Origin of the sequence: Gillisia mitskevichiae (assembly GCF_003634585.1) — a bacterium.
In the GTDB taxonomy this organism is placed as follows: domain Bacteria; phylum Bacteroidota; class Bacteroidia; order Flavobacteriales; family Flavobacteriaceae; genus Gillisia; species Gillisia mitskevichiae.
This window is the reverse complement of record NZ_RBLG01000002.1, coordinates 478399-501731: the sequence shown is the minus strand read 5'-3', so window position 1 is coordinate 501731 and position 23333 is coordinate 478399. Positions and strand designations below refer to the sequence as shown.

The 23333-nt window shown below is 33.8% G+C and carries 29 protein-coding genes; 16 read left to right on the top strand and 13 right to left on the bottom strand.

All coding sequences use genetic code 11. The features are described from left to right. Nucleotides 1–5: 5 nt before the first annotated feature. The gene (locus BC962_RS08020) at nt 6–386 is read left to right on the top strand and encodes a rhodanese-like domain-containing protein (protein WP_245984121.1); all 381 of its coding nucleotides are present in this window, start codon (nt 6–8) and stop codon (nt 384–386) included. A 9-nt stretch (nt 387–395) separates the two neighbouring features. Next, nucleotides 396–1019 carry a class I SAM-dependent methyltransferase gene (locus BC962_RS08015; protein WP_121345478.1) on the top strand — a complete coding sequence of 208 codons (624 nt, stop codon included), beginning with the start codon at nt 396–398 and terminating at the stop codon, nt 1017–1019. A gap of 124 nt (nt 1020–1143) precedes the next feature. Here BC962_RS08015 and BC962_RS08010 read toward each other — a convergent pair whose 3' ends face one another. The 3 genes from BC962_RS08010 to BC962_RS08000 form a co-directional block, all read right to left on the bottom strand. Continuing rightward, a complete protein-coding gene (locus tag BC962_RS08010) occupies nt 1144–1560 on the bottom strand; it encodes a DsrE family protein (RefSeq protein ID WP_121345477.1) in 417 nt (138 codons plus the stop codon). After that, a complete protein-coding gene (locus BC962_RS08005; RefSeq protein WP_121345476.1) occupies nt 1557–1967 on the bottom strand; it encodes a DoxX family protein in 411 nt (136 codons plus the stop codon). Before BC962_RS08005 ends, BC962_RS08010 begins: the two co-directional genes overlap by 4 nt. A 77-nt stretch (nt 1968–2044) precedes the next feature. Continuing rightward, nucleotides 2045–2395, bottom strand: coding sequence for a hypothetical protein (locus BC962_RS08000; protein WP_121345475.1), 351 nt, complete (start codon nt 2393–2395; stop codon nt 2045–2047). Between the two features lie 81 nt (nt 2396–2476). On the opposite strand from BC962_RS08000, the gene BC962_RS07995 reads away from it, so the two are divergent. The 8 genes from BC962_RS07995 to BC962_RS07960 all read left to right on the top strand — a co-directional run bounded on the left by BC962_RS07995 (nt 2477) and on the right by BC962_RS07960 (nt 10564). Continuing rightward, complete coding sequence (locus tag BC962_RS07995; protein ID WP_121345474.1) at nt 2477–3172, top strand: nitroreductase family protein; 696 nt, start codon at nt 2477–2479, stop codon at nt 3170–3172. Nucleotides 3173–3309: 137 nt separating this feature from the next. Continuing rightward, nucleotides 3310–4203, top strand: coding sequence for a sterol desaturase family protein (locus tag BC962_RS07990; RefSeq protein WP_121345473.1), 894 nt, complete (start codon nt 3310–3312; stop codon nt 4201–4203). An 18-nt stretch (nt 4204–4221) separates the two neighbouring features. After that, entirely contained in the window at nt 4222–5556 is a 1335-nt protein-coding gene (locus tag BC962_RS07985) for an MBL fold metallo-hydrolase (protein ID WP_121345472.1), read from the top strand. A 199-nt stretch (nt 5557–5755) separates the two neighbouring features. Continuing rightward, complete coding sequence (locus tag BC962_RS07980; protein WP_121345471.1) at nt 5756–6241, top strand: acetyl-CoA carboxylase biotin carboxyl carrier protein subunit; 486 nt, start codon at nt 5756–5758, stop codon at nt 6239–6241. A 63-nt stretch (nt 6242–6304) separates the two neighbouring features. Further along, a complete protein-coding gene (gene accC, locus BC962_RS07975; RefSeq protein WP_121345470.1) occupies nt 6305–7747 on the top strand; it encodes an acetyl-CoA carboxylase biotin carboxylase subunit in 1443 nt (480 codons plus the stop codon). A gap of 67 nt (nt 7748–7814) precedes the next feature. Continuing rightward, the gene (locus BC962_RS07970) at nt 7815–9356 is read left to right on the top strand and encodes an acyl-CoA carboxylase subunit beta (protein WP_121345469.1); all 1542 of its coding nucleotides are present in this window, start codon (nt 7815–7817) and stop codon (nt 9354–9356) included. Nucleotides 9357–9587: 231 nt separating this feature from the next. Beyond that, complete coding sequence (locus tag BC962_RS07965; RefSeq protein WP_121345468.1) at nt 9588–10145, top strand: YeeE/YedE family protein; 558 nt, start codon at nt 9588–9590, stop codon at nt 10143–10145. A gap of 2 nt (nt 10146–10147) precedes the next feature. Beyond that, complete coding sequence (locus tag BC962_RS07960; RefSeq protein WP_121345467.1) at nt 10148–10564, top strand: DUF6691 family protein; 417 nt, start codon at nt 10148–10150, stop codon at nt 10562–10564. On the opposite strand, the gene BC962_RS07955 is transcribed toward BC962_RS07960, so the two are convergent. After that, the gene (locus tag BC962_RS07955) at nt 10561–11205 is read right to left on the bottom strand and encodes a trimeric intracellular cation channel family protein (protein WP_121345466.1); all 645 of its coding nucleotides are present in this window, start codon (nt 11203–11205) and stop codon (nt 10561–10563) included. The two genes, BC962_RS07960 and BC962_RS07955, sit on opposite strands and share 4 nt — an antisense overlap. A 170-nt stretch (nt 11206–11375) precedes the next feature. Here BC962_RS07955 and trxB point away from each other — a divergent pair, with 170 nt between their 5' ends. Continuing rightward, the gene (gene trxB, locus BC962_RS07950) at nt 11376–12356 is read left to right on the top strand and encodes a thioredoxin-disulfide reductase (protein ID WP_121345465.1); all 981 of its coding nucleotides are present in this window, start codon (nt 11376–11378) and stop codon (nt 12354–12356) included. 75 nt (nt 12357–12431) lie between these two features. On the opposite strand, the gene BC962_RS07945 is transcribed toward trxB, so the two are convergent. From BC962_RS07945 to BC962_RS07925, 5 genes are all read right to left on the bottom strand, one after another. Then, a complete protein-coding gene (locus tag BC962_RS07945; RefSeq protein WP_245984118.1) occupies nt 12432–12653 on the bottom strand; it encodes a hypothetical protein in 222 nt (73 codons plus the stop codon). A 103-nt stretch (nt 12654–12756) separates the two neighbouring features. After that, nucleotides 12757–13578, bottom strand: a complete 822-nt coding sequence (locus BC962_RS07940; protein ID WP_121345463.1) for a GIN domain-containing protein — start codon at nt 13576–13578, stop codon at nt 12757–12759. A gap of 224 nt (nt 13579–13802) precedes the next feature. After that, on the bottom strand, nt 13803–15632 hold the full coding sequence (locus BC962_RS07935) for a PspC domain-containing protein (protein ID WP_121345462.1): 1830 nt from the start codon (nt 15630–15632) through the stop codon (nt 13803–13805). Beyond that, complete coding sequence (locus BC962_RS07930; RefSeq protein WP_121345461.1) at nt 15625–15969, bottom strand: PadR family transcriptional regulator; 345 nt, start codon at nt 15967–15969, stop codon at nt 15625–15627. Before BC962_RS07930 ends, BC962_RS07935 begins: the two co-directional genes overlap by 8 nt. Continuing rightward, on the bottom strand, nt 15966–16490 hold the full coding sequence (locus BC962_RS07925; RefSeq protein ID WP_121345460.1) for a DUF4870 domain-containing protein: 525 nt from the start codon (nt 16488–16490) through the stop codon (nt 15966–15968). Before BC962_RS07925 ends, BC962_RS07930 begins: the two co-directional genes overlap by 4 nt. Nucleotides 16491–16636: 146 nt before the next feature. On the opposite strand from BC962_RS07925, the gene BC962_RS07920 reads away from it, so the two are divergent. The 3 genes from BC962_RS07920 (at nt 16637) to BC962_RS16485 (ending at nt 18290) form a co-directional block, all read left to right on the top strand. Further along, complete coding sequence (locus tag BC962_RS07920; RefSeq protein ID WP_121345459.1) at nt 16637–17098, top strand: DUF4442 domain-containing protein; 462 nt, start codon at nt 16637–16639, stop codon at nt 17096–17098. A gap of 65 nt (nt 17099–17163) precedes the next feature. Beyond that, entirely contained in the window at nt 17164–17964 is an 801-nt protein-coding gene (locus tag BC962_RS07915; RefSeq protein WP_121345458.1) for a TIGR00266 family protein, read from the top strand. Nucleotides 17965–18095: 131 nt separating this feature from the next. Continuing rightward, nucleotides 18096–18290 (top strand): hypothetical protein, encoded by a 195-nt coding sequence (locus BC962_RS16485; protein ID WP_121345457.1) that lies wholly within the window; start codon nt 18096–18098, stop codon nt 18288–18290. 24 nt (nt 18291–18314) lie between these two features. Here BC962_RS16485 and BC962_RS07905 read toward each other — a convergent pair whose 3' ends face one another. From BC962_RS07905 to BC962_RS07895, 3 genes are all read right to left on the bottom strand, one after another. Beyond that, nucleotides 18315–19271 carry a LysR family transcriptional regulator gene (locus BC962_RS07905; protein WP_121345456.1) on the bottom strand — a complete coding sequence of 319 codons (957 nt, stop codon included), beginning with the start codon at nt 19269–19271 and terminating at the stop codon, nt 18315–18317. Between the two features lie 76 nt (nt 19272–19347). Further along, entirely contained in the window at nt 19348–19773 is a 426-nt protein-coding gene (locus tag BC962_RS07900) for a DUF2141 domain-containing protein (protein WP_121345455.1), read from the bottom strand. 121 nt (nt 19774–19894) lie between these two features. Then, nucleotides 19895–20635, bottom strand: coding sequence for a peptidylprolyl isomerase (locus BC962_RS07895; protein ID WP_183075468.1), 741 nt, complete (start codon nt 20633–20635; stop codon nt 19895–19897). Here BC962_RS07895 and BC962_RS07890 point away from each other — a divergent pair. Continuing rightward, on the top strand, nt 20634–21275 hold the full coding sequence (locus BC962_RS07890; RefSeq protein ID WP_121345454.1) for an NUDIX hydrolase: 642 nt from the start codon (nt 20634–20636) through the stop codon (nt 21273–21275). The genes BC962_RS07895 and BC962_RS07890 overlap by 2 nt on opposite strands. Before the next feature lie 62 nt (nt 21276–21337). After that, complete coding sequence (locus BC962_RS07885) at nt 21338–22141, top strand: lysophospholipid acyltransferase family protein (RefSeq protein ID WP_121345453.1); 804 nt, start codon at nt 21338–21340, stop codon at nt 22139–22141. Nucleotides 22142–22216: 75 nt separating this feature from the next. Here the strand turns inward: BC962_RS07885 and BC962_RS07880 are convergent, their stop codons facing one another. Then, nucleotides 22217–23137 carry a sterol desaturase family protein gene (locus BC962_RS07880; protein WP_121345452.1) on the bottom strand — a complete coding sequence of 307 codons (921 nt, stop codon included), beginning with the start codon at nt 23135–23137 and terminating at the stop codon, nt 22217–22219. Between the last annotated feature and the right edge of the window lie 196 nt (nt 23138–23333).

The window sequence follows — 23333 nt, the reverse complement described above, 5'->3', positions numbered from 1 at the left end:
AAGATATGTCAAAATTAAAATTAGTTATTATTATGGGATTATTTGCTTCTATTTTTGGTTTGAAAGCTCAAAGTATAAAAGAGATCACGGTTTTAGATGCAACAGAGTTTAAAGAAGAAATTTCTGAAGGTAAAGTTGCTTTGGTAGACGTTAGAACAGAAAATGAGTATAATGCTGGAAATATTAAGAATTCGGTAAATATCGATTTTTTCGATCCTCAGTTCATCACTTGTTTTACAGAGTATGATAAAGAACAACCAATATATGTGTATTGTCAAAGTGGTAATAGAAGTGGGAAAGCTTCAAAAAAATTGGCTGCACTGGGATTTACTAAGATATACGACTTAAAAGGTGGGTATGCAGGTTGGAAGAATTCTTCAAAATAAATTATAAATATGGATCACGTTGAATCTAAAAAGAAGCACTGGGAAACTATTTATAATACCAAAAAGTTACAGGAAGTAAGCTGGTATCAGCCCGTGCCTGTAACTTCCTTAAATTCGATCAACGCCACTCAGTTAGCAAAAGATTCTCAAATTATTGATATAGGTGGTGGAGACAGTTTCTTGGCAGATAACTTGCTTTCTCTAGGATATACCAATGTGAATGTGTTGGATATTTCTGAAAATGCTATTAATAGAGCTAAAGAGAGATTAGGACAAAAAGCCGATGATGTTACCTGGATAGTGTCTGATATTACAACTTTTAAGCCCTCTATTTCTTATGACCTCTGGCATGATCGTGCTGCATTTCATTTTTTGACTTCAGAAGAGGATATTCGTAAATACTTGGATACCATGCAACAAGCAATAAAACCAAACGGATTTTTAATTCTTGGGACTTTTTCTGAAAACGGGCCTACAAAATGTAGCGGTATAGAGATTAAGCAGTATTCTATAGAACAACTTAAGGCAGTTATTCCAAATACTTTCACGTTTATTGAAGGCAAAAACATAGATCACCCAACTCCTTCAGGAAGTTTACAGAACTTTACTTTTTGTAAGTTTCAGAAAAAATAAATAGAGGTAATAAATCTAATATCTGTAGAAACTTGGATATTATCTTATACTTAAATGACTTACCAATTATAATTATTAAACCCCTCCTTATACTAAAATAAAGAGGGGTTTTACTTTATAAGCCTTATAAAGCCAAGCTCCTATATCCTTTTTTCTGAAGTTGAAAATCATATAAAATACCATTTGGTACAACTTCTAATTCTTCCGGAATTTCATTTTCATCTATTTTGAATTTCTTCAATGAAAATCCGCACACCACGATTTTTACTTTTTGTGCTTCAGCCTTATGTATAAAATCATGCATTAGATCTTTGTTTTTAAGATCTTCTACAGTCTTTCCACAAATGATGATTTGGAAATCTCCATAGTTATTTCCATCTTCCTGCTCAAGAGCATCTGCGGTTAATAAAATTGGTTTTAGTTGTGGGATCTTACTGGTAAGAACTACATAATTGTTTTTGCTTAGCCTGTCTTGTGCATTCGCTTGCAGGCTAAATAATGAAATGATTACAGTGAAAATACTTAAGATTATAGTTTTCATAAATTGTTTGTTTTAATGTTGTAGTTAAAATCATTTAAAATAAAAAACAGGAGCCCTCCTAAAATGGCTATGTTCTTGAATAAAGGTCCAAGAGTAGTTATTTGTCCTACCTGGATTGTAAGTGTAATAGGGATAAGTACAGCGCAAAGTAAAATAGCCGCCCATTTTGTTTTATATCCTATAAGAAGACTAAAACCAGCTATCAACATAACAATTCCAGAAGCAATGACCATTATTTTTGGTTCTCCAAAAAAATGAGCAATTCCTTTGAATCTTGCCTGCTCTATACGTAGTAGCGTTTTTTGTAAGTTTAATAAATGGCTAAAACTTGCTACCAAAAAAATACCGCTTAACATCACTCTAAATAAAATTAAAGAGTTTTTGCTAACCAAAATTTCTGTTTTCATATTTAATTATAATTAATTGAGTTCCTCAAAAGACCAAAGGTGCTAATGAGTAAAAAAAATGTTATAAAAAAGATGAATTAAACTTTTGGTGGTGGATAAAGCTTTTTAGGATAATTGGAAGAAAATGATATTACTCTATAACTTATACTTTGCTGATAATCTAAGATAATTAGATCTTCCCAAGTAAATAGCTCTAAGTTATAAGGAGCAGAGCATAAATAATTTAAAAGATGAATAGGCTGTTGATTTTCTAAAGAAAGATTAGAAGTTGAATTTGAGTCGTTAAATTGAGATTTCTTACAATTTGGATTTACATGAGATATAAAATCATTTTCAAAAGTAAATTCTATAATTTTAGCATCTACAGAAATTAGTTTTGCTATAAAGATTATTAGCAGAAAGCAGCCTATGTAATTTGTATATCCCATTTAGATCAGCAAATATATGGGAGCAGTACAAAAATATATGTGACCTTTGTTACACAACTCTTAAATAACCGATCAGTTTAAATGAATAAGGAAGAAAATAAAATAATAATTAGCGGTTACAGACATACTTTACACAAAACAGAATCTCTTTCTAAAGATAAAATGATAGAGAAGAGTCAGGAGTTTTTGAAATGGTTAGATAAACGACGCTCTGTAAGGGACTTTTCTGAAAAAGAAGTGCCTAAGGAAGTGATAGAAAACATTATTAAAGCAGCATCTACTGCTCCTTCTGGAGCACACAAACAGCCCTGGATTTTTTGTGCCATCTCAAATTCAGTATTAAAATCGAAGATTAGAGAAGCTGCGGAGGTAGAGGAGGAGGAGAACTACTCTGGACGGATGAGCGAAAGTTGGCTTAGAGATCTGGCACCTTTGGGAACCACTATGGAAAAGCCATTTTTAGAGGAAGCCCCATGGTTAATCGTTATATTTAAAAAAGTATATGAATTAGATGAAAAGGGATCCAAGCATAATAATTATTATGTTAATGAATCTGTGGGAATAGCATGCGGGATGTTGATAAGTGCCATTCATAATGCTGGTTTGGTGACTTTAACCCACACTCCAAGCCCAATGAATTTTCTCACTAAAGTATTGGAACGCCCCTCTAATGAGAGACCTTATTTATTATTACCCATAGGTTATGCTAAAGAGCCGGCTTATGTTCCAGATATTCAAAGAAAAAAGCTTGATGAGGTAGCCGAGTTTTACGAATAGACTTTTCTAAAACTAATTAAAAAGAACTACAATGAGCTTTAATTTCCCTAATCTAAGCTTGAGTATGAGATGTGTAACATATGTTACTTCCTTAAAGCATGCAAATGTTTATTTTTGCGAAGTAAACTTGAAATAAGTTGGAGAAGTATTTAAAAATTATACAAGAATCGTTCTCAGGATATTTTAATTATCTGGTACAAGAAATAACCAATCCCTCATGGACAAATTATTTCTATTGGTTAATTGGATTGTCATTATTGGTTTGGACTTTAGAAGTTCTTATTCCTTGGAGAAAAGAACAAGGAGCTTTTAGAAAAGGTTTTTGGTTAGATTCATTTTATATTATTTTTAATTTCTTTCTTTTTTCTCTTATTGGATACAATGCAATATCTAATGTAGGAGTAGAATTATTCAATGACTTTTTAGGTTTATTTGGTGTAGAGAATTTGGTGGCTATCAATGTTCAAAATTTGTCTGTTGGTGTTCAATTACTAATAATGTTTGTGGTAGCCGATTTTATTCAGTGGAATGTACATAGGCAGTTGCATAGAATTCCGCAATTATGGGAGTTCCATAAGATACATCATAGTGTAAAGGAAATGGGATTTGCAGCTCAATTCAGGTTTCATTTTATGGAAACCATAATTTATAAAACAGTACAGTATATACCTCTGGCCATGATAGGTTTTGGGATCCAAGAATTCTTTGTGATCTATATGTTCTCGGTATTTATAGGACATCTTAATCATGCCAATGTAGGATGGAACTATGGTTTTTTAGGATACATACTAAACAACCCAAAAATGCATATTTGGCACCATAGTAAAGAATTGCCAGAAGCGCATCCTTATGGTATGAACTTCGGGTTATCATTAAGTATCTGGGACTATTTATTTGGTTCAGCATATGTTCCGAAGAATGGAAAAGATATAGAATTAGGATTTGAAGGAGATGAAGATTTTCCGGATAATTTTGGGAGCCAAATTATGTTTCCCTTTTTAAATAAAAATAAATCAACTCAAAAAAAATAATAACAAAAAACGTAGAAGATGAAAGTAAAACAATTTAACGATGCCCCATTGGCACATTATTCCTACGCAATTGTAAGTAACGGTAAAATGGCCTTAGTAGATCCTAGTAGAGATCCAATGCCTTATTATAAATATGCTGAACAAGAAAATGCAGAGATCGTTGCGGTTTTTGAAACCCATCCTCATGCAGATTTTGTAAGTAGTCATTTACAGATTAGTGAAGAAACTGGAGCCGATATTTATGTGAGTAAACTATTGGGCGCAGATTATAAGCATAAGTCCTTCGATAATGGAGATTCATTAAAGATGGGAGATGTTGCATTTAAAGCTATTAATACTCCAGGACATTCTCCAGATAGTATTACTATAGTTGCTGAAGAAGGAAAAGAAACAGTTTTGTTTACGGGAGACACTTTATTTATTGGAGATGTGGGAAGACCAGATCTACGTGAATCGGTTGGAAACATGACCGCAAAAAGAGTAGAACTTGCTAAAGATATGTACGATTCTATCCAGAACAAGTTCAATGATCTTCCAGACGATGCGATTGTTTATCCAGCCCATGGTGCAGGATCTTTATGTGGAAAGAATATGAGTAGCGATTCTTCTAGTACTTTAGGGAACGAACGCAGAGGAAACTGGGCATTTCAAAAGCAAACAGAAGAAGAATTTTTAGCTGAAATATTAAAAGATCAACCATTTATACCATCTTATTTTGGTTTTAATGTAGACATCAATAAAAAAGGTGCAGACAATGTAAATAAGTCTAAGGGTATAGATCTTAGGTTGAATGTGAATGAACTGGATTCCAGCATTATTAAAGTAGATGTTAGAGAGCAGGAAAGCTTCAAAAAAGCACACCTTTTTAATAGCATTAACATCATGGCTAGTACACCAACTCAAAAATTCGAGACTTGGTTAGGAGCAATAATAGAACCTAATGAAGCCTTTTATATAGTAGTAGATAGTGTAGATGATATAGATGAAATTTTAAGTAGAGTAGTTAAAATTGGATATGAAAAGCAAGTGATGGCATTTGTGACTTTATCTAAGGAGGTTTCAAACTCTTCAGATGAGTTAGATCTAAAAGATTTCAAAAACAATCTAGATAATTATACCATTGTAGATATTAGAAATGAAGGGGAAATTGCTGAAGGTAAGATCTTCGATAAAGCAATTGGTTCACCTTTAAATGAACTAAGAGATAACTTAGATGGCATTCCAACAGATAAACCAATTGTGGTTCATTGTGCAGGAGGATATCGTTCTGCAGCTGGAAGTAGTATCCTAGAGAACAAGTTCAAGAATACTAAAGTATATGATCTAAGTGAAGCTATAAACGAATTCAACTAAAAATTTAAATAGAAAAGATTTCTCTTTTCTAAACGTTTTCTACCCCAATTAGAAAGTTTTAAGGCCTTTAAAGTGTAATTACTTTAAGGGTCTTTTACTTTTATAGAATCCCAACTTCATTACGGAATTATTAAAATTTCCTTTCACATTTTTCTATATTTACAACTTTCAAAATATATTGGCTTTCAAACTATGAATAATGGATAAAAAATATAAAGTAAAGGTGAATGGTTCTTACGAGCATCAATTCACCAATGAGGATATTAATTCCCTCGATACTCAAGAAGTTTCAGCTTCAAAAATTCATGTTTTAAAAGATAGTTCCTCTTTTAAAGCAGAGATAATAAGTTCAGATTTTTTGAATAAAACATATGCTATAAAGATCAATGCAAACATTTATGAGGTGCAGATCTCTAATGAATTGGATCTTTTAATAGAAGAAATGGGCTTGTCTATAGTTTCTTCTAAAATAGTGAATGATATTAAGGCTCCAATGCCTGGGTTGATCCTTGATGTTTTGGTAGAGCAAGGTGCAGTAGTAAAAGAAGGCGATTATTTGGTTGTTCTGGAAGCTATGAAAATGGAGAATACGCTAACGGCACCAAGAGATGGAGTAGTTAAAGCTATTTCAGTTAATAAAGGTCAAACCGTAGATAAGAATCAGCTTCTTATTGAAATGGAATAAAAAAGTCCTTCGGATTTTCTTCCGAAGATTTCAAGATATAATAGATCACAATTCTAGATTTAAATGAAAAAGATATTAGTTGCTAATCGTGGGGAGATCGCTTTAAGAGTGATGAAAACTGCGAGAAAAATGGGTATTAAAACGGTAGCGATTTTCTCTAAAGCAGACAGAAATGCTCCGCATGTAAAATTTGCAGACGAAGCTGTTTGTATTGGAGAAGCACCTTCCAATCAATCCTACTTATTAGGAAGCAAGATCATACAAGTTGCAAAAGAGCATAATGTAGATGCAATTCATCCCGGATACGGGTTCCTTAGTGAAAATGCCGATTTTGCAGAGGAAGCAGAAAAGAATGGGATCACCTTTATTGGCCCAGGATCTAAAGCTATTCGAATAATGGGAAGTAAGCTAGCTGCTAAAGACGCAGTTAAAGCTTATGACATACCAATGGTTCCTGGAATAGATGAAGCGATCACAGATGTGGAAAAAGCAAAGGGAATTGCTAATGAAATAGGCTTTCCAATCTTAATAAAAGCTTCTGCCGGAGGTGGAGGTAAAGGAATGCGTGTAGTAGAAAAGGAATCGGAATTAGGAGACCAGATGAAAAGGGCGATTAGTGAAGCAGAATCTGCTTTTGGTGATGGTTCCGTATTCATAGAAAAATATGTAGGTTCTCCAAGGCATATAGAAATTCAGGTACTGGCAGATACTCATGGAAATTTTGTTCATCTTTTTGAGCGGGAATGCAGTATTCAGAGACGCCACCAGAAAGTAGTGGAAGAAGCTCCGTCTGTTATTTTAGATGATAAGCTTAGAAAGGAAATGGGAGAAGCAGCCATTAAGGTAGCAAAAGCATGTGATTATGTTGGAGTTGGAACTGTGGAATTCTTAATGGACGAACAGAAAAAATTCTATTTTCTTGAAATGAATACTCGTTTACAAGTAGAGCATCCCGTAACAGAATTTATTACAGGAATAGATCTGGTAGAACAGCAAATTAAGGTTGCTAGAGGTGAAAAATTAGCTTTTGGGCAGGAAGACCTTAAAATTAAAGGACACGCTTTAGAATTACGTGTATATGCTGAAGATCCTATGGAAGATTTTATGCCAAGTGTAGGAACTTTAGAACGTTATATAACTCCGAGTGGAGAGGGAATAAGAATGGATGATGGTTTTGAAGAAGGAATGGAAGTTCCTATTTATTACGACCCAATGTTGGCAAAGTTGATCACATTTGGTAAGACAAGGGAGGAAGCTATTCAATTGATGATTTCAGCAATAGATTCTTACGAAGTTGCAGGAGTCCAAACCACACTACCTTTTGGGAAATTTGTTTTTGAACATGATGCTTTTAGAAGTGGGAATTTCGATACTCATTTTGTGAAGAATTATTACTCTGCAGAGAAACTGGCTTCTAAAATTGAAGAAGAGGCAGAGTTAGCTGGCATCATAGCGATCAAACAGTATTTAAAGGATCAACAATTAACAAGGTTACCTCACAACTAATTTCAGTTTAGGTTGAAAATGAAGTGTGATGGTAAGTTGAATTAAAAAGAAAAATCATAATAGAATTATGAGCAAGAATATAGAAATTTTAAATAATAAGATAGCTGAAGCTCATTTGGGTGGAGGTGAGAAACGTATTGCCAAGCAGCACGAAAAAAAGAAATTAACCGCTCGGGAACGAGTAGATTATTTTCTGGATGAAGGCTCTTTTGAAGAGATCGGGATCTTAGTAACTCACCGTACTACAGATTTCGGAATGGAGAAGCAGCAATATTATGGAGATGGAGTTGTTACCGGTTACGGAACTGTAAATGGAAGATTAGTGTATGTTTTTGCTCAAGATTTTACCGTTTTTGGAGGAGCCCTTTCTGAAACTCATGCAGAAAAGATATGTAAGGTAATGGATCATGCCATGAAAGTGGGAGCTCCTATAATTGGATTGAATGATTCCGGTGGAGCTAGAATTCAGGAAGGTGTAAAATCTTTAGGTGGATATGCAGATATTTTCTACCGCAATGTGCAGGCTTCAGGAGTTATTCCGCAGATCTCTGCCATAATGGGACCTTGTGCCGGCGGAGCCGTTTATTCTCCAGCTATGACAGATTTTACTGTAATGGTAGAGGGAAGTAGTTATATGTTCGTGACTGGGCCTAATGTTGTAAAAACTGTGACCAATGAAGAAGTAACTTCAGAAGAATTAGGAGGAGCAAGTACCCATTCTACAAAGTCTGGTGTAACGCATTTAACTTCTAATAATGATATCGCTTGTTTGGAAGACATCAAGCAATTATTAAGTTATTTACCTCAGAATAATAAGGAAAACGCTGCAAAGCTCCCTTATGAATTAACAGATGAAATAAGAGAAGTTCTGGATGATATGATCCCAGATAGTGCTAATAAACCTTATGATATGCATGAGGTGATAAAAGGCATTATAGATGAAGATTCCTTCTTTGAGATCCATAAAGATTATGCAGATAATATAATTGTTGGTTTTGCCAGACTTGGAGGTAGAAGTATTGGAATAGTTGCAAACCAACCTATGAGTTTGGCAGGAGTTTTAGATGTAGACTCTTCTAAGAAAGCAGCAAGATTCACGAGATTTTGCGATTGCTTTAATATTCCACTTTTAGTCTTAGTAGACGTTCCTGGATTCTTACCAGGTACAGATCAAGAATGGAACGGGATCATTTTACATGGTGCTAAGCTATTATATGCTTTAAGTGAAGCAACGGTGCCAAGAGTTACAGTAATTACTAGAAAGGCCTATGGAGGTGCTTACGATGTAATGAATTCTAAACATATTGGAGCCGATCTAAACTTTGCGTGGCCAACTGCAGAAATTGCTGTGATGGGAGCAAAGGGTGCCAGTGAGATAATTTTCAGAAAAGAGATACAAGAGTCTGATAATCCAGAGTTAAAACTTTCTGAAAAAGAAGCAGAGTATGCAGAGAAATTCGCAAATCCTTTTGAAGCTGCTAAACGTGGATTTATAGATGAGGTGATCATGCCTAGAGATACCAGAAAGAAATTATTGAAAGCTTTTAGTATGTTAGAGAATAAGTCTGTACTTAGAATAGACCGTAAACACGGGAATATTCCACTTTAATCCCTCGCAGAGGTTTTCGAGTGAAGTGTTTACAGAATTTATTATTATAAAATACACCTTAAACCTTAAGGCTATCAGTAAGGTTTTTACCTTCAATATATTAAGTAAAAGGCCGGATCACTAAATTGATTCGGCTTTTTTTTAGTTTCTTTAATTATTTCCGACTGTAACAATTGTTACTGTAAACCCCTCTAAAAATGGTGTTATTTGCACTCAATGAAAATTTAAATTATGGAATGGATCTTTGAACCTTGGCCTTGGTATGTTGCCGGCCCTTTAATAGCATTAATAATGTTTCTCTTGATCTTTGTTGGGAAACAATTTGGAATGTCTTCTAACCTTCGAACTTTTTGTACGATGTGTGGAGCAGATAAAAAGGCAGACTTTTTTAAATTCGATTGGAAAGCACAACGCTGGAACTTGGTTGTAGTAGTGGGTGCAGCCCTTGGTGGATTTATTGGGTCTCATTACTTATCTAATGATATAGCAGTAGCTATAAACCCAGAAACGATTTCAACTCTTCAGGATCTTGGTTTTAGTAGTGCTGGAAATGCGTATTTACCAGATGAGTTATTTAGCTTAGAAGCCTTAACAAGTGTAAAATCTTTAGGCCTTTTATTACTTGGTGGATTATTAATTGGATTTGGCGCAAGATATGCTGGAGGTTGTACTTCTGGTCACGCAATTTCAGGATTAAGTAATTTACAGTTACCATCACTTATTGCCGTAATAGGATTCTTTGTAGGAGGATTATTTATGGTTCATGTTTTATTCCCCTTAATATTTTAAAGATGAAAAGAACACTTAGTTATTTATTTATAGGAATTCTCTTCGGAATTGTAATGTACAAATCTGAAGCAGCATCATGGTTTAGAATCTATGAAATGTTTCAATTTCAATCTTTTCATATGTATGGGATTATTGGATCGGCATTGGTTTTAGGTGTTGCTGGAATACAATTGATAAAAAGAAATAATATAAAATCGTTTTTTGGGGAACCTATTAGGTTCGTTCCTAAGGAAAGAGGCTTTACAAGATATATGGTAGGTGGAACTATCTTCGGCCTGGGCTGGGCTTTAGCTGGTTCTTGTCCTGGACCCATCTATACTTTAATTGGTGCAGGATATGTTTCAATAATTGTAGTACTTATTGGAGCAGTTGTTGGTACTTTTATTTATGGTTTGCTTAAAGACAAATTGCCTCATTAGATATGTGGCGGATGTAAGTCTTCAGTATCTATAGTAAAAGAGGGAAGTGCTATTTTAAATTTTACCACAACTAATCGTATACTTATTACAATTAGTGAGGTAACTATGTAAATAATGTCATTATCTACATTTAAATTAAATAAGATCACATATCCTAATGCACCAACTATACAAGCGGTTGCATAAATTTCTTTTCTAAATATCACTGGGATCTCATTACATAAAATATCACGTAGAACACCGCCAAAAGTTCCAGTTATAGCTCCAAGTGCAATAGATATTATTGGGCTTAATCCGTTTTCTATTCCAGCTTCTACCCCGGTTATAGTAAAAACACCTAAGCCTATAGTATCAAAGAGAAATAGTGAGGTTTTTAAATGATTGATCTTTTGTCTAAAAACTACAGCTAAGAAGGTAATAACACTAATAAGGTAGATGTAAAATGTTTTTTCCATCCACATTACAGGACTATTCCCAATAAGAATATCTCTAACCGTACCGCCACCTGTAGCAGTAACAAAAGCAATTATAAAAATCCCAAAGAGATCAAGCTTTCTGGACATAGCAGCTAGTGCCCCAGAAATGGCAAAAGCTATAGTTCCTAGAATATCGAAAGTGCTAAAAAGTGAAATATCTATCATCGGTGGCAAAGTTAATTCTAAAAATAGTATTTACTAATAGGATCTTATAAAATCGCCTGTTTTAAGCCCTGATATTTATTAGAATTATAAACAAATAGTAAATCTTAATAACAATTCCTGTAAGTTTTTGACTAAACTCCCTACTTTTACAGGACTAAATAAATATTGAAATGTCAGATACAGTAGAAAGAATAAAATGTTTGATTATTGGATCGGGACCTGCTGGTTATACAGCAGCCATATACGCAGCCCGAGCAGATATGAAACCTATTATGTACACAGGAATGGAGCCTGGAGGTCAGTTAACAACAACTACAGAAGTTGATAATTTTCCAGGATATCCAGAAGGTATAGATGGTCCTGCAATGATGGTAGATCTGCAAAAACAAGCAGAGCGTTTTGGAACACAAGTAAGATTTGGAATGGTTACAGAGGTTCAGTTTAACAATGAGCCAGGTGGTATACATAAAGCTTGTGTAGATAACTCTACATGGATAGAAGCAGAAAGTATTATTATTTCTACAGGAGCTACCGCAAAATACTTAGGATTGCCAAGTGAACAACGTTTACGTGGAGGTGGAGTTTCTGCCTGTGCTGTGTGTGATGGTTTTTTCTATAAAAATCAGGAAGTTGCGATTGTTGGGGGAGGAGATACTGCTGCTGAAGAAGCTACCTATCTTGCTAATATTTGTAGTAAAGTTACAATGCTTGTAAGAAAGGATGAAATGAAAGCTTCTAAAGCAATGCAACACCGAGTTACCAATACTAAGAATATTGTTTTAAAATACAATACTCAAGTAGATGAGGTTATAGGAGAGCAAGTAGTAGAAGGTTTAAGAATGGTTAATAATGTTACTGGCGAAAAGGAAGAAATTGAGATCACTGGTTTGTTTATAGCTATTGGACATAAGCCGAATACAGATATCTTTAAAGGACAATTAGAGATGGATGATATGGGATATCTAATAACCAAAGGAAAGTCCACGAAAACCAACATTCCAGGAGTTTTTGCTTCTGGAGATGTACAAGATAAAGAATATAGACAGGCTATTACTGCTGCAGGTACAGGTTGTATGGCAGCTTTAGATGCAGAGCGTTATTTAAGTTCTGTTGAAGAATTGATAGAAAGTAATGCTGAAGCGAATTTATAATTCTTACAGAATATATTTTATAATAAAAAAAGCCTCTGCATTTGCAGAGGCTTTTTTTATTTGCGAAAAAGAGAATTAATCGTCTATTTTCACTTTCTTTTCTACTGAACCATCTTCGTTCACTTCAATTTTAATCTTTTTATCGTCGGTTTTAATCTTCACTTTGTCTCCCTCATCACTTACTTTAACCTTATCATCTCCATCTAAGTTCATTTCTTTACGAATTGCACTTTCATCATCCATATCATCTGTCTCATGTTTTTCATCTCGACAAGACACTAATGCTATTGCTAGCATAGAAAAAATCAAACCATTTCTTAAAATATTTTTCATTCTATTGTAATTTAGAAATTAATATGAGTGTAAACATACTCTAATTTCGAGAATGCCAATCTACTATTTAACTTTTTTTAGCAAGTATTGCTTTTTGAGAAAATTCAACTAAATCTATATCGGGAGTATTATAAAGATCGATCTCGCTTTTATCTTTAGCAGATAGTTTTAAGCTTTTAGAAACATTAATACTATTCTTAGAATTTCCAGTAGTAAAAACTTCAGCAGATTTTGCAGATAATTTTTCGCCATCGAACTTAGAGGATTTTGAAGCGCTTAAACTTAGCTCGTCTATAGCTCCTTTAAGTTTAGCTGAGGATTTATCTAATGCTTTCACCGTTAGCATAGAAGATTTTAAAGAACCATTTAAATCACTAGACTCCTTTAATTCTAAAGTTGTTTTTTCTGAAGTTATTTCTATTTCAACTTTAGCATCTCCAGTGTTATTTAAAGTGAATGAGGTTGTAGTTGCAGCAAACCTACTTTTTGATTTCCCTTTAGAAACAAACTCAAAACTACTTAAATATAATTCCTGTAATGTTTCAAATTCTACTTTTCCATCTACTGTGATCTTTGTTAAGGTATCATTGAAGGTGATCGTTAGCTTTTGCTTTTTACTATTAGATATCTTAGTGGAAGGTTTAATATAAAGAACATTATTAACGACTTCAATTTGTATAAGCTCATGTAAATTATCATCTGCTTCAACTTCAACCATAGATCGACTACCTTTTAAAAGACCTACTTCAAATTCTCCATCCAACTCTATAGATGTGAAAGAATTAATGTCATTTTGCTCTGTTGTAACGTTTCTACTTCCCTTTACATTCTTTTGAGCTTGAGAACTCAATCCAATAAAAAGAAAGGCAATAAGTATATATTTATACATAGTTTAATAATTAAAATTCAGGCAAATATAGAAAAAGCCCCCAAACTTTGGGGGCTTTATTTAGCTTGCTATGCAGGTTTTGGAACACCTGGAGAGCATGTCTATTTTTTGCTGTTGCAATAGCTCTAAGTACTGACTAGTTTCCGTTATCTTTTCTTCAGCTGGTTCTCCGGAGAAAACCGATAAAACCAAAACGATTATAAGTTTAATTAATGCGATCATGACTAGTTCTTTTTAATTTCTATTCCGTTTTCATCAATTTTTATCTTCTTGTCATTATTTTTATTTATTTGAACTCCATCTGAAATGATTCGAACCTTTACATTATCGTCGTCACTAAAATTGCTAGATTCCTCCCAATTGTCTTTTTTCTTGTTTATCTGCACACCATCAGAATTTATACGAACATTAATTTCATCATCCTCATTAAATGAATCTGATTCGTCCCAGTTGTCATCGGAGTTCCAAGAATTATCGTTAGACTCGAAACTTTCTATAGGGCAAGTTTCGCAAATAGTGGCATTCTCAATTACTTTTACAAAGTGCTCTTCTTGATCGTATTTTAAGATTCCACCAGCGTAATCTGAATATCTGTAGTAATCACTAACATTTTCATCTACGAATAAAACACTTCCTTCAGGAACATAAACAGTCACTTTAACTTCTTGATCTCTGTAGTATTTATTTAAATGAGAGGTAAGATAAGAGTCTAAATACAGCTTGTTTCCCTCTAAACTTGTGTTGTAGCTAATATTTTTTGCTCTGTCCTTTGCGTCTTTATAGTCGCTACCTTCTGCGGTTTTAATAATTTCTATTTTTCCAATTGAATCCTTGGTGGATTTTACTACCACAACTATATCTGTGATGTACATGATCTTTGTATCATTATCATCATATTTAATCTCTAAACCTTTTCTCCAAGTATTTGAAGAATATTCCGGATTAGATCTCATTGCTAGATATAAAGTGTCTTGTGGGCTGATTGGTAATTTTTCAGTAATTACTATTTCACCATCAAAAGCTCTTAGGGTAGCTTGTTTTACACCTAAGAAAGCTAATCCAAATACGGATAATAACCAAAGCCCTAATAAGACCATCTTTGCAAGTGTACCAATTGATTTTAGTTTTCTTACCATTATTTTCAATCCTAAAATGAAAAGGAAGAAAAACGGAATTCCTACTGCAAAAAATGTAAGTAAAGAGATCACCCAAATTGGAGCGCCAATTGCAGCCATTTCAATATAATCTGTCCAAGGTGCTTCTACAATTCCGAAAGTTCCAACAGTGAATAATCCTATAAATAAAGCGATAAGAGTAGACCCTGCAATTAATAGGATAAGTAAGCCTATAAATTTCACGAAGATGTTAAGTATTGCTAAGATGGCAGAACTTATACCGGTTGCGGCAGAACTGGCTCCAGATTTTACTTGTCTCCCGTATTTATCGTAATCTGCATTTCTAACTTTTCCAGCAACATCGTCAAAACCTTCTTTGATCTTGCGTTCTATATTAGAGATATTAACCTCTTCTCCGCGCATAGATAGTTTATCTGCTGTAGACTTAGCTTCAGGAACAAAGATCCATAATGCAATATAGATAAGTATAAATGCGCCACTGGATGCAACGGTTAAAACCACCCATAGCAAACGTACCCAAAGAGCTTGAATTCCTAAATAATGACCTAACCCTGAAGATACCCCACCCACATAAGAGTTTTCTGTATCTCTAAAAAGTTGTTTTCCAGTAGAGGAAGATTTAGTATAGCTAGGTTCATCTTCAAAGATCTCTTCGTCTAACATATAATCTTCTGGTTGTCCCATAGTTGCTATTACTGCTTCCACTTCGGTATTCCCTATTACTTGCTTTTTATCCTGAATTTTTTCATTAAAAAGTTCAGCAATACGAGCTTCAATATCTGCAATTATCTCTTCCTTGCCTTGAGTGTTAGTAAGTGAGCGTTTTATTGCCTCTAGATAATGCTGTAGTTTAGCGTATGCATCTTCATCAATATGAAAGAAAATGCCGGCAAGGTTTATATTTACTGTCTTATTCATGATTTTTGTTTTTTTGAGTGGTTACAACTTGTACAGCGGTTTGAAGTTCATCCCAGGTATGGGTTAGTTCGGTTAAAAATAATTGGCCAGTATCTGTTAAGCCATAATATTTTCTTGGGGGTCCACTGGTAGATTCTTCCCAGCGATAGCTTAATAATCCAGCATTTTTAAGCCGGGTAAGCAAAGGATAAATTGTTCCTTCCACCACTAATAATTTTGCGTCTTTAAGGGTGTCTAAGATCTCTGCCACATAGGCATCTGTATCTTTCAACACCGATAGAATGCAATACTCCAGCACTCCTTTACGCATTTGTGCTTTGGTGTTTTCAATCTTCATAGCGTTTGATTTTGATTGTTGTTAAACTGTTCATTTTTTGATTGATTGTTGCCAACTTGAGTTGGCTTGATGAAATTGATGGTTAAAGGATATTTATATAATTGTCCTTCACTTGCTTTGATGGTAGCAAGGATTACAGCTACAATATCTAGAACAAATAACCCTAATAATAGGAATCCTAGAATTGCTGCAAATACGAACAACGATATTAAATTATGAGGATGACCTGTGCTTATATAATTCTCTGAAATAATAAAAGGATCATCTAAATTAAAGTGAACTCCCCAAAAGACTACTCCAGCAATTCCAATACATACTAATAGTATAAAATATAGAAACATACTTATTTGAAAATTCAAGGCTTGTTTGCCATGATGATCAACAAAAGGATCCTTCTGTTTAGCAGTCCATAGAATTAAAGGAAATATGAAGTTTCCAAACGGAAATAGATATTTACTAAAGGTCGAAAGATGGACAAATGCGGCAACTGTTTTGTCTGGTTGTGATGATGTAGTTTCCATAGTTGATTGATTTTCTTATACAAATATATATCTTTAAGATGGTATTATGCAAAACAAAGTACTGTATTGTTATTAATTTTAAGAAAAGTTTAACATTTCGGGGTTCAATAATTTTTAGATACTTTTAGGAAAAATTAATATCGATAATGAAGATAACACCAGGGAAACTCAATAAATTTTTAATTTTGAAACTACCTAGCGCTTGGTTGTGTGGAGTTCGAGTTAAAGAGATCAATCAGGAAAGCTGTACAGTTAAAGTTCGGCACAAATGGATCAATCAAAACCCGTTCAATTCTATGTACTTTGCGGTACAGGCAATGGCTGCAGAGTTAAGTACTGGCGCAATGGTCATTGGTCAGATCCAAGAAAGTGGTAAGAAGATCTCTATGTTAGTAGCTCAAAATAAAGCACATTTCACAAAGAAAGCTACAGGGAAATTAGAATTCACATGTAATGACGGGCATCTAATTACAGAAGCAATTCAAGAAACAATTAGAACTGGTGAAGGTCAAACTTTTTGGATGAAATCTGTGGGATTAAATGAAGACGGAGTAGAAGTTTCTACATTTGAATTTGAATGGACTGTTCGATTAAAGAGCAAAAACTAGGGAATTCTATTATAGGATTGTAACATTTTTAAACTTATACTACCTATTTGCATAAACAAGTTATTATGAATGCACACGAAATAGATTACCAAATATTCGGCGAAGAAATGCAATATGTAGAATTGGAGTTAGATCCAAATGAGGCAGTTATTGCAGAAGCAGGAAATTTTATGATGATGGATAGTGGGATTAAAATGAACACTATTTTTGGAGATGGATCCAAACAAAATGAAGGCTTTCTAGGGAAAGTACTTGGAGCTGGAAAAAGATTGCTCACAGGAGAAAGTTTATTCATGACTCTTTTTTCTAATGAGATTTCTGGTAAGAAAAAGGTGAGTTTTGCTTCACCTTACCCAGGAAAAATATTGCCAATAGATCTTAGTAAATATGGAGGGAAATTCATTTGTCAAAAAGATGCTTTCTTATGTGCTGCTAAAGGCGTTTCTATCGGAATCGAATTCAGCAGGAAATTAGGGAGAGGACTTTTTGGCGGTGAAGGTTTCATTATGCAAAAATTAGAAGGAGATGGAATGGCTTTCGTGCATGCTGGTGGAACAATGGCTCGCAAGGAATTAAAAGTTGGTGAAAAACTATGTGTAGATACTGGATGTATCATTGGTTTTACGCAAGATGTGAATTACGATATCGAATTTGTTGGAGGTATTAAAAACACCATTTTTGGTGGAGAAGGTTTATTCTTTGCAACTCTAACAGGTCCTGGTGTTGTCTATGTTCAGTCTTTACCTTTTAGCAGATTGGCCAATAGAGTACTACAAGCAGCGCCTCAAGGTGGTGGTAAAGATAAAGGTGAAGGCAGTATTTTAGGAGGAATTGGAGATATAATTAGTGGAGATAATAGATTCTAAATTATTAAACAATTGCTTCATTGCAGAACTGTTTAAATTTTCCTATATTAGAGAGGATTTAATAAAACCTGCCTATAGTATAATTCTACTTTTACTTAAATTAAATCAACAACTTAAAACAGTATCAAATTATGGCGAGAGCGATGTTTGAATACACCAAAACAATACTTGACAAAGTAAGTTTTGATGCCGTACTTTTCTGCAAAGAAGTTAAAAAGGCACTTCAAAGATTATTACCTCACGAAATTGAGGAATTGAAAATCTGGATAGTTTCCCTTACTCAGCAGAATCCTGAATTAAATCAGTGTCTAATATATTTAAATTAAAAGATCGGCCATTTGGCCGATCTTTTAATTTGTAACATTCTTTCTATTATTTAAGGGACTTATAATCTTTACATTCTGGAAAGCTATAGCTCCTTTAATAACTCCTGCAATTGTTGTGCGGAGTGCTTCTATAATTTGCATTTTTAATTCACTTTTGGTGTAAATTAAACTTACTTCCCTAGCCGGTGCAGGTTCTACGAACATTTTTAATCTCTGGCGTTCTTTCTCCCCCAGATCCAAGGTATGCAAGTATGGAAGTAAAGTCATACCTAATCCTTCATTGGCCAATTTTAAAAGTGTTTCAAAACTTCCACTTTCTAATTGAAAGTTGTCTCCATCGTAATTTCTGGAAGCTTTACATAGATTAACAATGCCATCTTTAAAGCAATGGCCATCCTCCAAAAGCAACATATCGTCTATATCTAGATCTTCAACGTTTAAGTTATTTTTCGTGGACAACCGATGACCTTCAGGAATGTAAGCTACAAAAGGTTCATAGTATAACACCTGTTCTTTTATTCCATCCAATTCTAAAGGAGTTGCAGCAATAGCCGCATCTAAATGTCCATCATTTAAACGTTCAATTATCGCTTCTGTATTTAATTCTTCAATTTTTAGCTTAACCTTTGGGTATTTCTTAATGAAGTTTGTAAGAAACATAGGTAATAAGGTTGGCATTACGGTTGGAATTATACCTAATCTAAATGTACCCCCAATAAAGCCTTTTTCTTGATCTACTATATCTTGAATGCGGTCGCTCTCATTCACGATATTTCGTGCCTGATTTACGATTTTTCTTCCAGTCTCGGTTAATTGAATAGGTTTCTTGGTTCGGTCAAAGATCTTAACACCAAGTTCCTCTTCTAATTTCTGAATTTGCATACTCAAAGTTGGTTGAGTGACAAAAACCTTGAGGGCTGCTTTTGTGAAATTTTGATGTTCTGCAACTGCTAGAACATATTGAAGCTGAGTTATAGTCATATAATAGAATTAATACGAATGTAAAGGTATTGATTTTTTCTATTAAAACTTATAATTCAGCTTCACTTACCTATAGTTAGTTGGTTAACTTGATAGTCATGTTTAGGGATTCATTTTCCAGTTCAAATTTAGCATCTGTCCAAAGTGGTGGTCCATAATCGTTTATCTTATTATTAGATATTCCATAAGGTTCTAAAGGCATTCCCGTTGGTTCAAAATCCATTTGTGAATTGGCGTTTTTATCATGGAAACATGAAATAGCATAGGTTCCTGATGGCAAATCCTTAAATGTAACACTCGCTACTCCATCTACAATTTTACTTTGTGCACTAAATTCTGGAGCGGCTTTAAGAAAAGTGTTCTTAGAATAAACTCCGAATAATATCATTCCATTATCACTTTTAATGTTCTCTACACTCACCGAAATTTCCGGCGAGGTAGCAGATTGCGCATAAAATAGTTGACTTAAAAATAATGCGATTAACACTGCAATTGTTTTCATAATTTAAAGTTTTATTAGTTATAAGATCAAATATAGACTCAGATCTTATTTGTTTAATATTTTAACTTACTGAATTGTATAGATTTAAAGATGAATTGAATTTGTACTAAACTACCTATAATTATTTTAGGATCTCTACTGTAATAGGAATATTGATTAAAGGCCATTCTCCTTCTCCAATAGGCTGTTTAGCAATTTCATCTACTACGTCCATGCCTTTTATCACTTTTCCATAAACAGTGTGATCATTATCCAAATGATGAGCACCTCTTTCACTTTGCACAATAAAGAACTCAAATGGCGAAGATGCTTTACTAACATTTTGTTCTGCATATTTAGCTGCTGAAAATGCACCTCGAGTATGTCTATGTCCGGCTTCAAATTCACTTGGAATTAAGTAGGAGCCAATATTATTTCTCTTAATACTTGTGTCTTTATTATCTGAGTTCCCTCCTTGAATTACAAAGCCATTAGCAACTCTATGGAAAAAAGTACCATTAAAATATCCTTCTTTAATTAGTAAGATCATATTAGCCCTATGTAATGGAGTGTCGTTATAAAGTACAATATCTATATCCCCAAACCTGGTACTTATTCTAATCTTGTTTTCTGTATTTTTCTTTCCATATTCAGTTAAAAATGGAATTAACTTTTCTTGAACAAGCATGGGTTCATCATGAAGGAATAATTTGTCCTTTTTTTTCTTAGATGAATTGATTTTATTTTCTGAAGAGTCTTTTACCTTTGTTATAGTATTAGAGGAAGATGAACCTGTATTTTTGATCTTTGATTTTTGTGTATCTTCACAACTTGCCAATAATAGAACAAAAGAAATTAAAAGATAAGAAATTTTTCGTGTCATGAATTTTACTGAATTTACATATAAAATTTCAAATTTAAAGAATTTAGAACTCCCTGGCGTGGAGGCTCAACATAAATTAGCTCCATTATTACGAATTAAGGAATTAGCAGATATAGATATAAAAGCTAATAAGCCCAATAAAGCGGGGGTTATGGCGCTATTTTATCCTAATAGAAAGGAAATCACGAATTTGGTTTTAATTCTAAGAAAGACATATAAAGGGGTTCATTCCAATCAAGTTGGATTTCCTGGTGGACGAGTAGAGAATTTTGATAAAAATTTAAAATATACGGCTCTTCGGGAAACGGAAGAAGAAGTTGGGATTCCACAAGCAGAGGTGAGGGTTGTAAAAAAATTAACCAAATTATATATTCCTCCCAGTAATTTTTGGGTTCATCCCTATGTTGGACTTATAGATAGAACCCCGGAACTTATTCCACAGGAATCTGAGGTTGAAAAAATACTGGAAATAGACTTGGAAGATTTTATGGATGATAGAAACTTGGTCTCTCAAGAATTAAGTACATCTTATGCTGAAAATATACAAGTGCCAGCTTTTTCTCTGAATGGTCATATAGTATGGGGTGCAACTGCAATGATGCTAAGTGAATTAAAAGATTTATTGAAGCAGGCACTCTAAACTTTATTAGTATCTTTGACTTTTTAAGATAATATTAACAATTCAAGATCAATCATATTCACATGGGATTATTTACTAAAAATCCATTTGGACATTACCTATTTATAAAAAAATGGTTAATTCGTATTTTTGGTGTACTATCCCATAGACGCTATAGAGGATTTAATGAATTACACATTGAAGGCTCCGATATTATTAAGAATCTTCCCAGTACTAACGTGCTTTTTGTTTCTAATCACCAAACTTATTTTGCAGACGTTACAGCCATGTTTCATGTTTTTAATGCGAGTTTAAGTGGGAGGGTAGATAACATTAAAAACGTAGGGTACTTATGGCAACCAAAATTGAACTTATATTATGTAGCTGCCAAAGAAACTATGCAGGCAGGCTTACTTACTAGAATCATGGCTTATGCTGGAGCGATCACTGTAGAAAGAACTTGGCGTTCTAAAGGAAAAGATATAAAAAGGGAAGTAAATACAGAGGACACCGACAATATAGGAGTCGCATTAAAGGATGGATGGGTGATCACTTTTCCTCAAGGAACTACCAAGCCTTTTAAACCTATTAGAAAGGGAACTGCTCACATAATAAGACAACATAGACCAATAGTTATTCCCATTGTTATAGATGGATTTAGAAGATCTTTTGATAAGAAGGGGATTCGACTTAAGAAAAGAGGTATTCTTCAAAGTTTCCAAGTTAAACCAGCTTTAGAATTTGATTATGAAAATGATTCTATAGAAGATATAGTTGAAAAATTAGAATATGCTATAGAACAACATTCGTCGTTTTTAAAGGTTATTCCACAGGAAGAAATTGACCATATGGAGGAATTGAATGAGAAAAGAAAGTGGGAGTATTAAATTAATTTTGAAAATTAATAGTCACTAGATTTTTCCAATATTACATTAAACTTTATGGAAATGAAATTTAAAAAGTTAACTATCCATTTTTAATTCTTTCCGCATCTCTTTAACGGTTTTGGTACTCCCATCATGGCTCCAGCCAGGAGGTCCAAACACATACATGAATTTATGTTTCCAGTTCTTTGATTTCTTGGTATCCTGCCAGATATTTTGGTATTCATGAGTTAGGATAACCCATAGATTAAAAGAATCGGGTGGAGTAGAAACTCCATATTCTATATCTACTGAAGGATCCAACTCTTTCCAAGTACCAAAAATTCTATCAAAAATATTTAAAATACCACCATGATTTTTATCCATATATTCCAAATTCTTGGAATGATGTACTTGGTGCATAGTATGGGTATTGAGAAACTTTTCTATAATTCCCATTTTGGGAACATATTTGGTGTGTAATTGGAATTGCCATAAGGCTTCAATTCCTAGGCATACCACCACCATTTCTGGTGGAAATCCTATTATTACAATCCACACATAAAAAAAAGGTTTATAGATAATAGTGAACCAGCCATTACGAACCGCTGTTCCAAGATTAAAATTATCTGAAGAATGATGTACGATATGGGCTGCCCAGAAAAAACGTACCATGTGATTTTGCCTATGAAACCAATAATAACTGAAATCGTCTAATAACATACATAAGATCCAGACATACCATGCATAACCAAAGGATTTCCACCCCATAATATTTGTTCTTACCCCATCAACAATCGGGTTGAACAATTCATAGACAAATTCGAATAAAAGAATGATGGAAACTGTTTTTATCAATGCAGCTATTACCGCAGATCCAATACCCATAGAAAGGCTTGAAAAAAGATCTTTCCATTTATACAACTCTTCGTTGTGATGGGTTTTACTATAAGTTAATTCCAACACGATAAGTGCTAAAAAAACGGGCACCCCGTAAATAAGGGGGTTTGTAAATTCCATTCTTTTGAATTTTTAAATAATGAGGGCAAAATTGATTTTTGCAAAAGTAACGTATTTAAAAGGGTTTGGAGGATAAACCGATTTAAAACATTATTAAAAGATAAGACGGGAGAGGAGATATAAAGAGTAAGAAAAACAAAGTCTATAAATGGAATTAGGAATTGGAAATATTTCAATTCCATTTATAAACTATAAA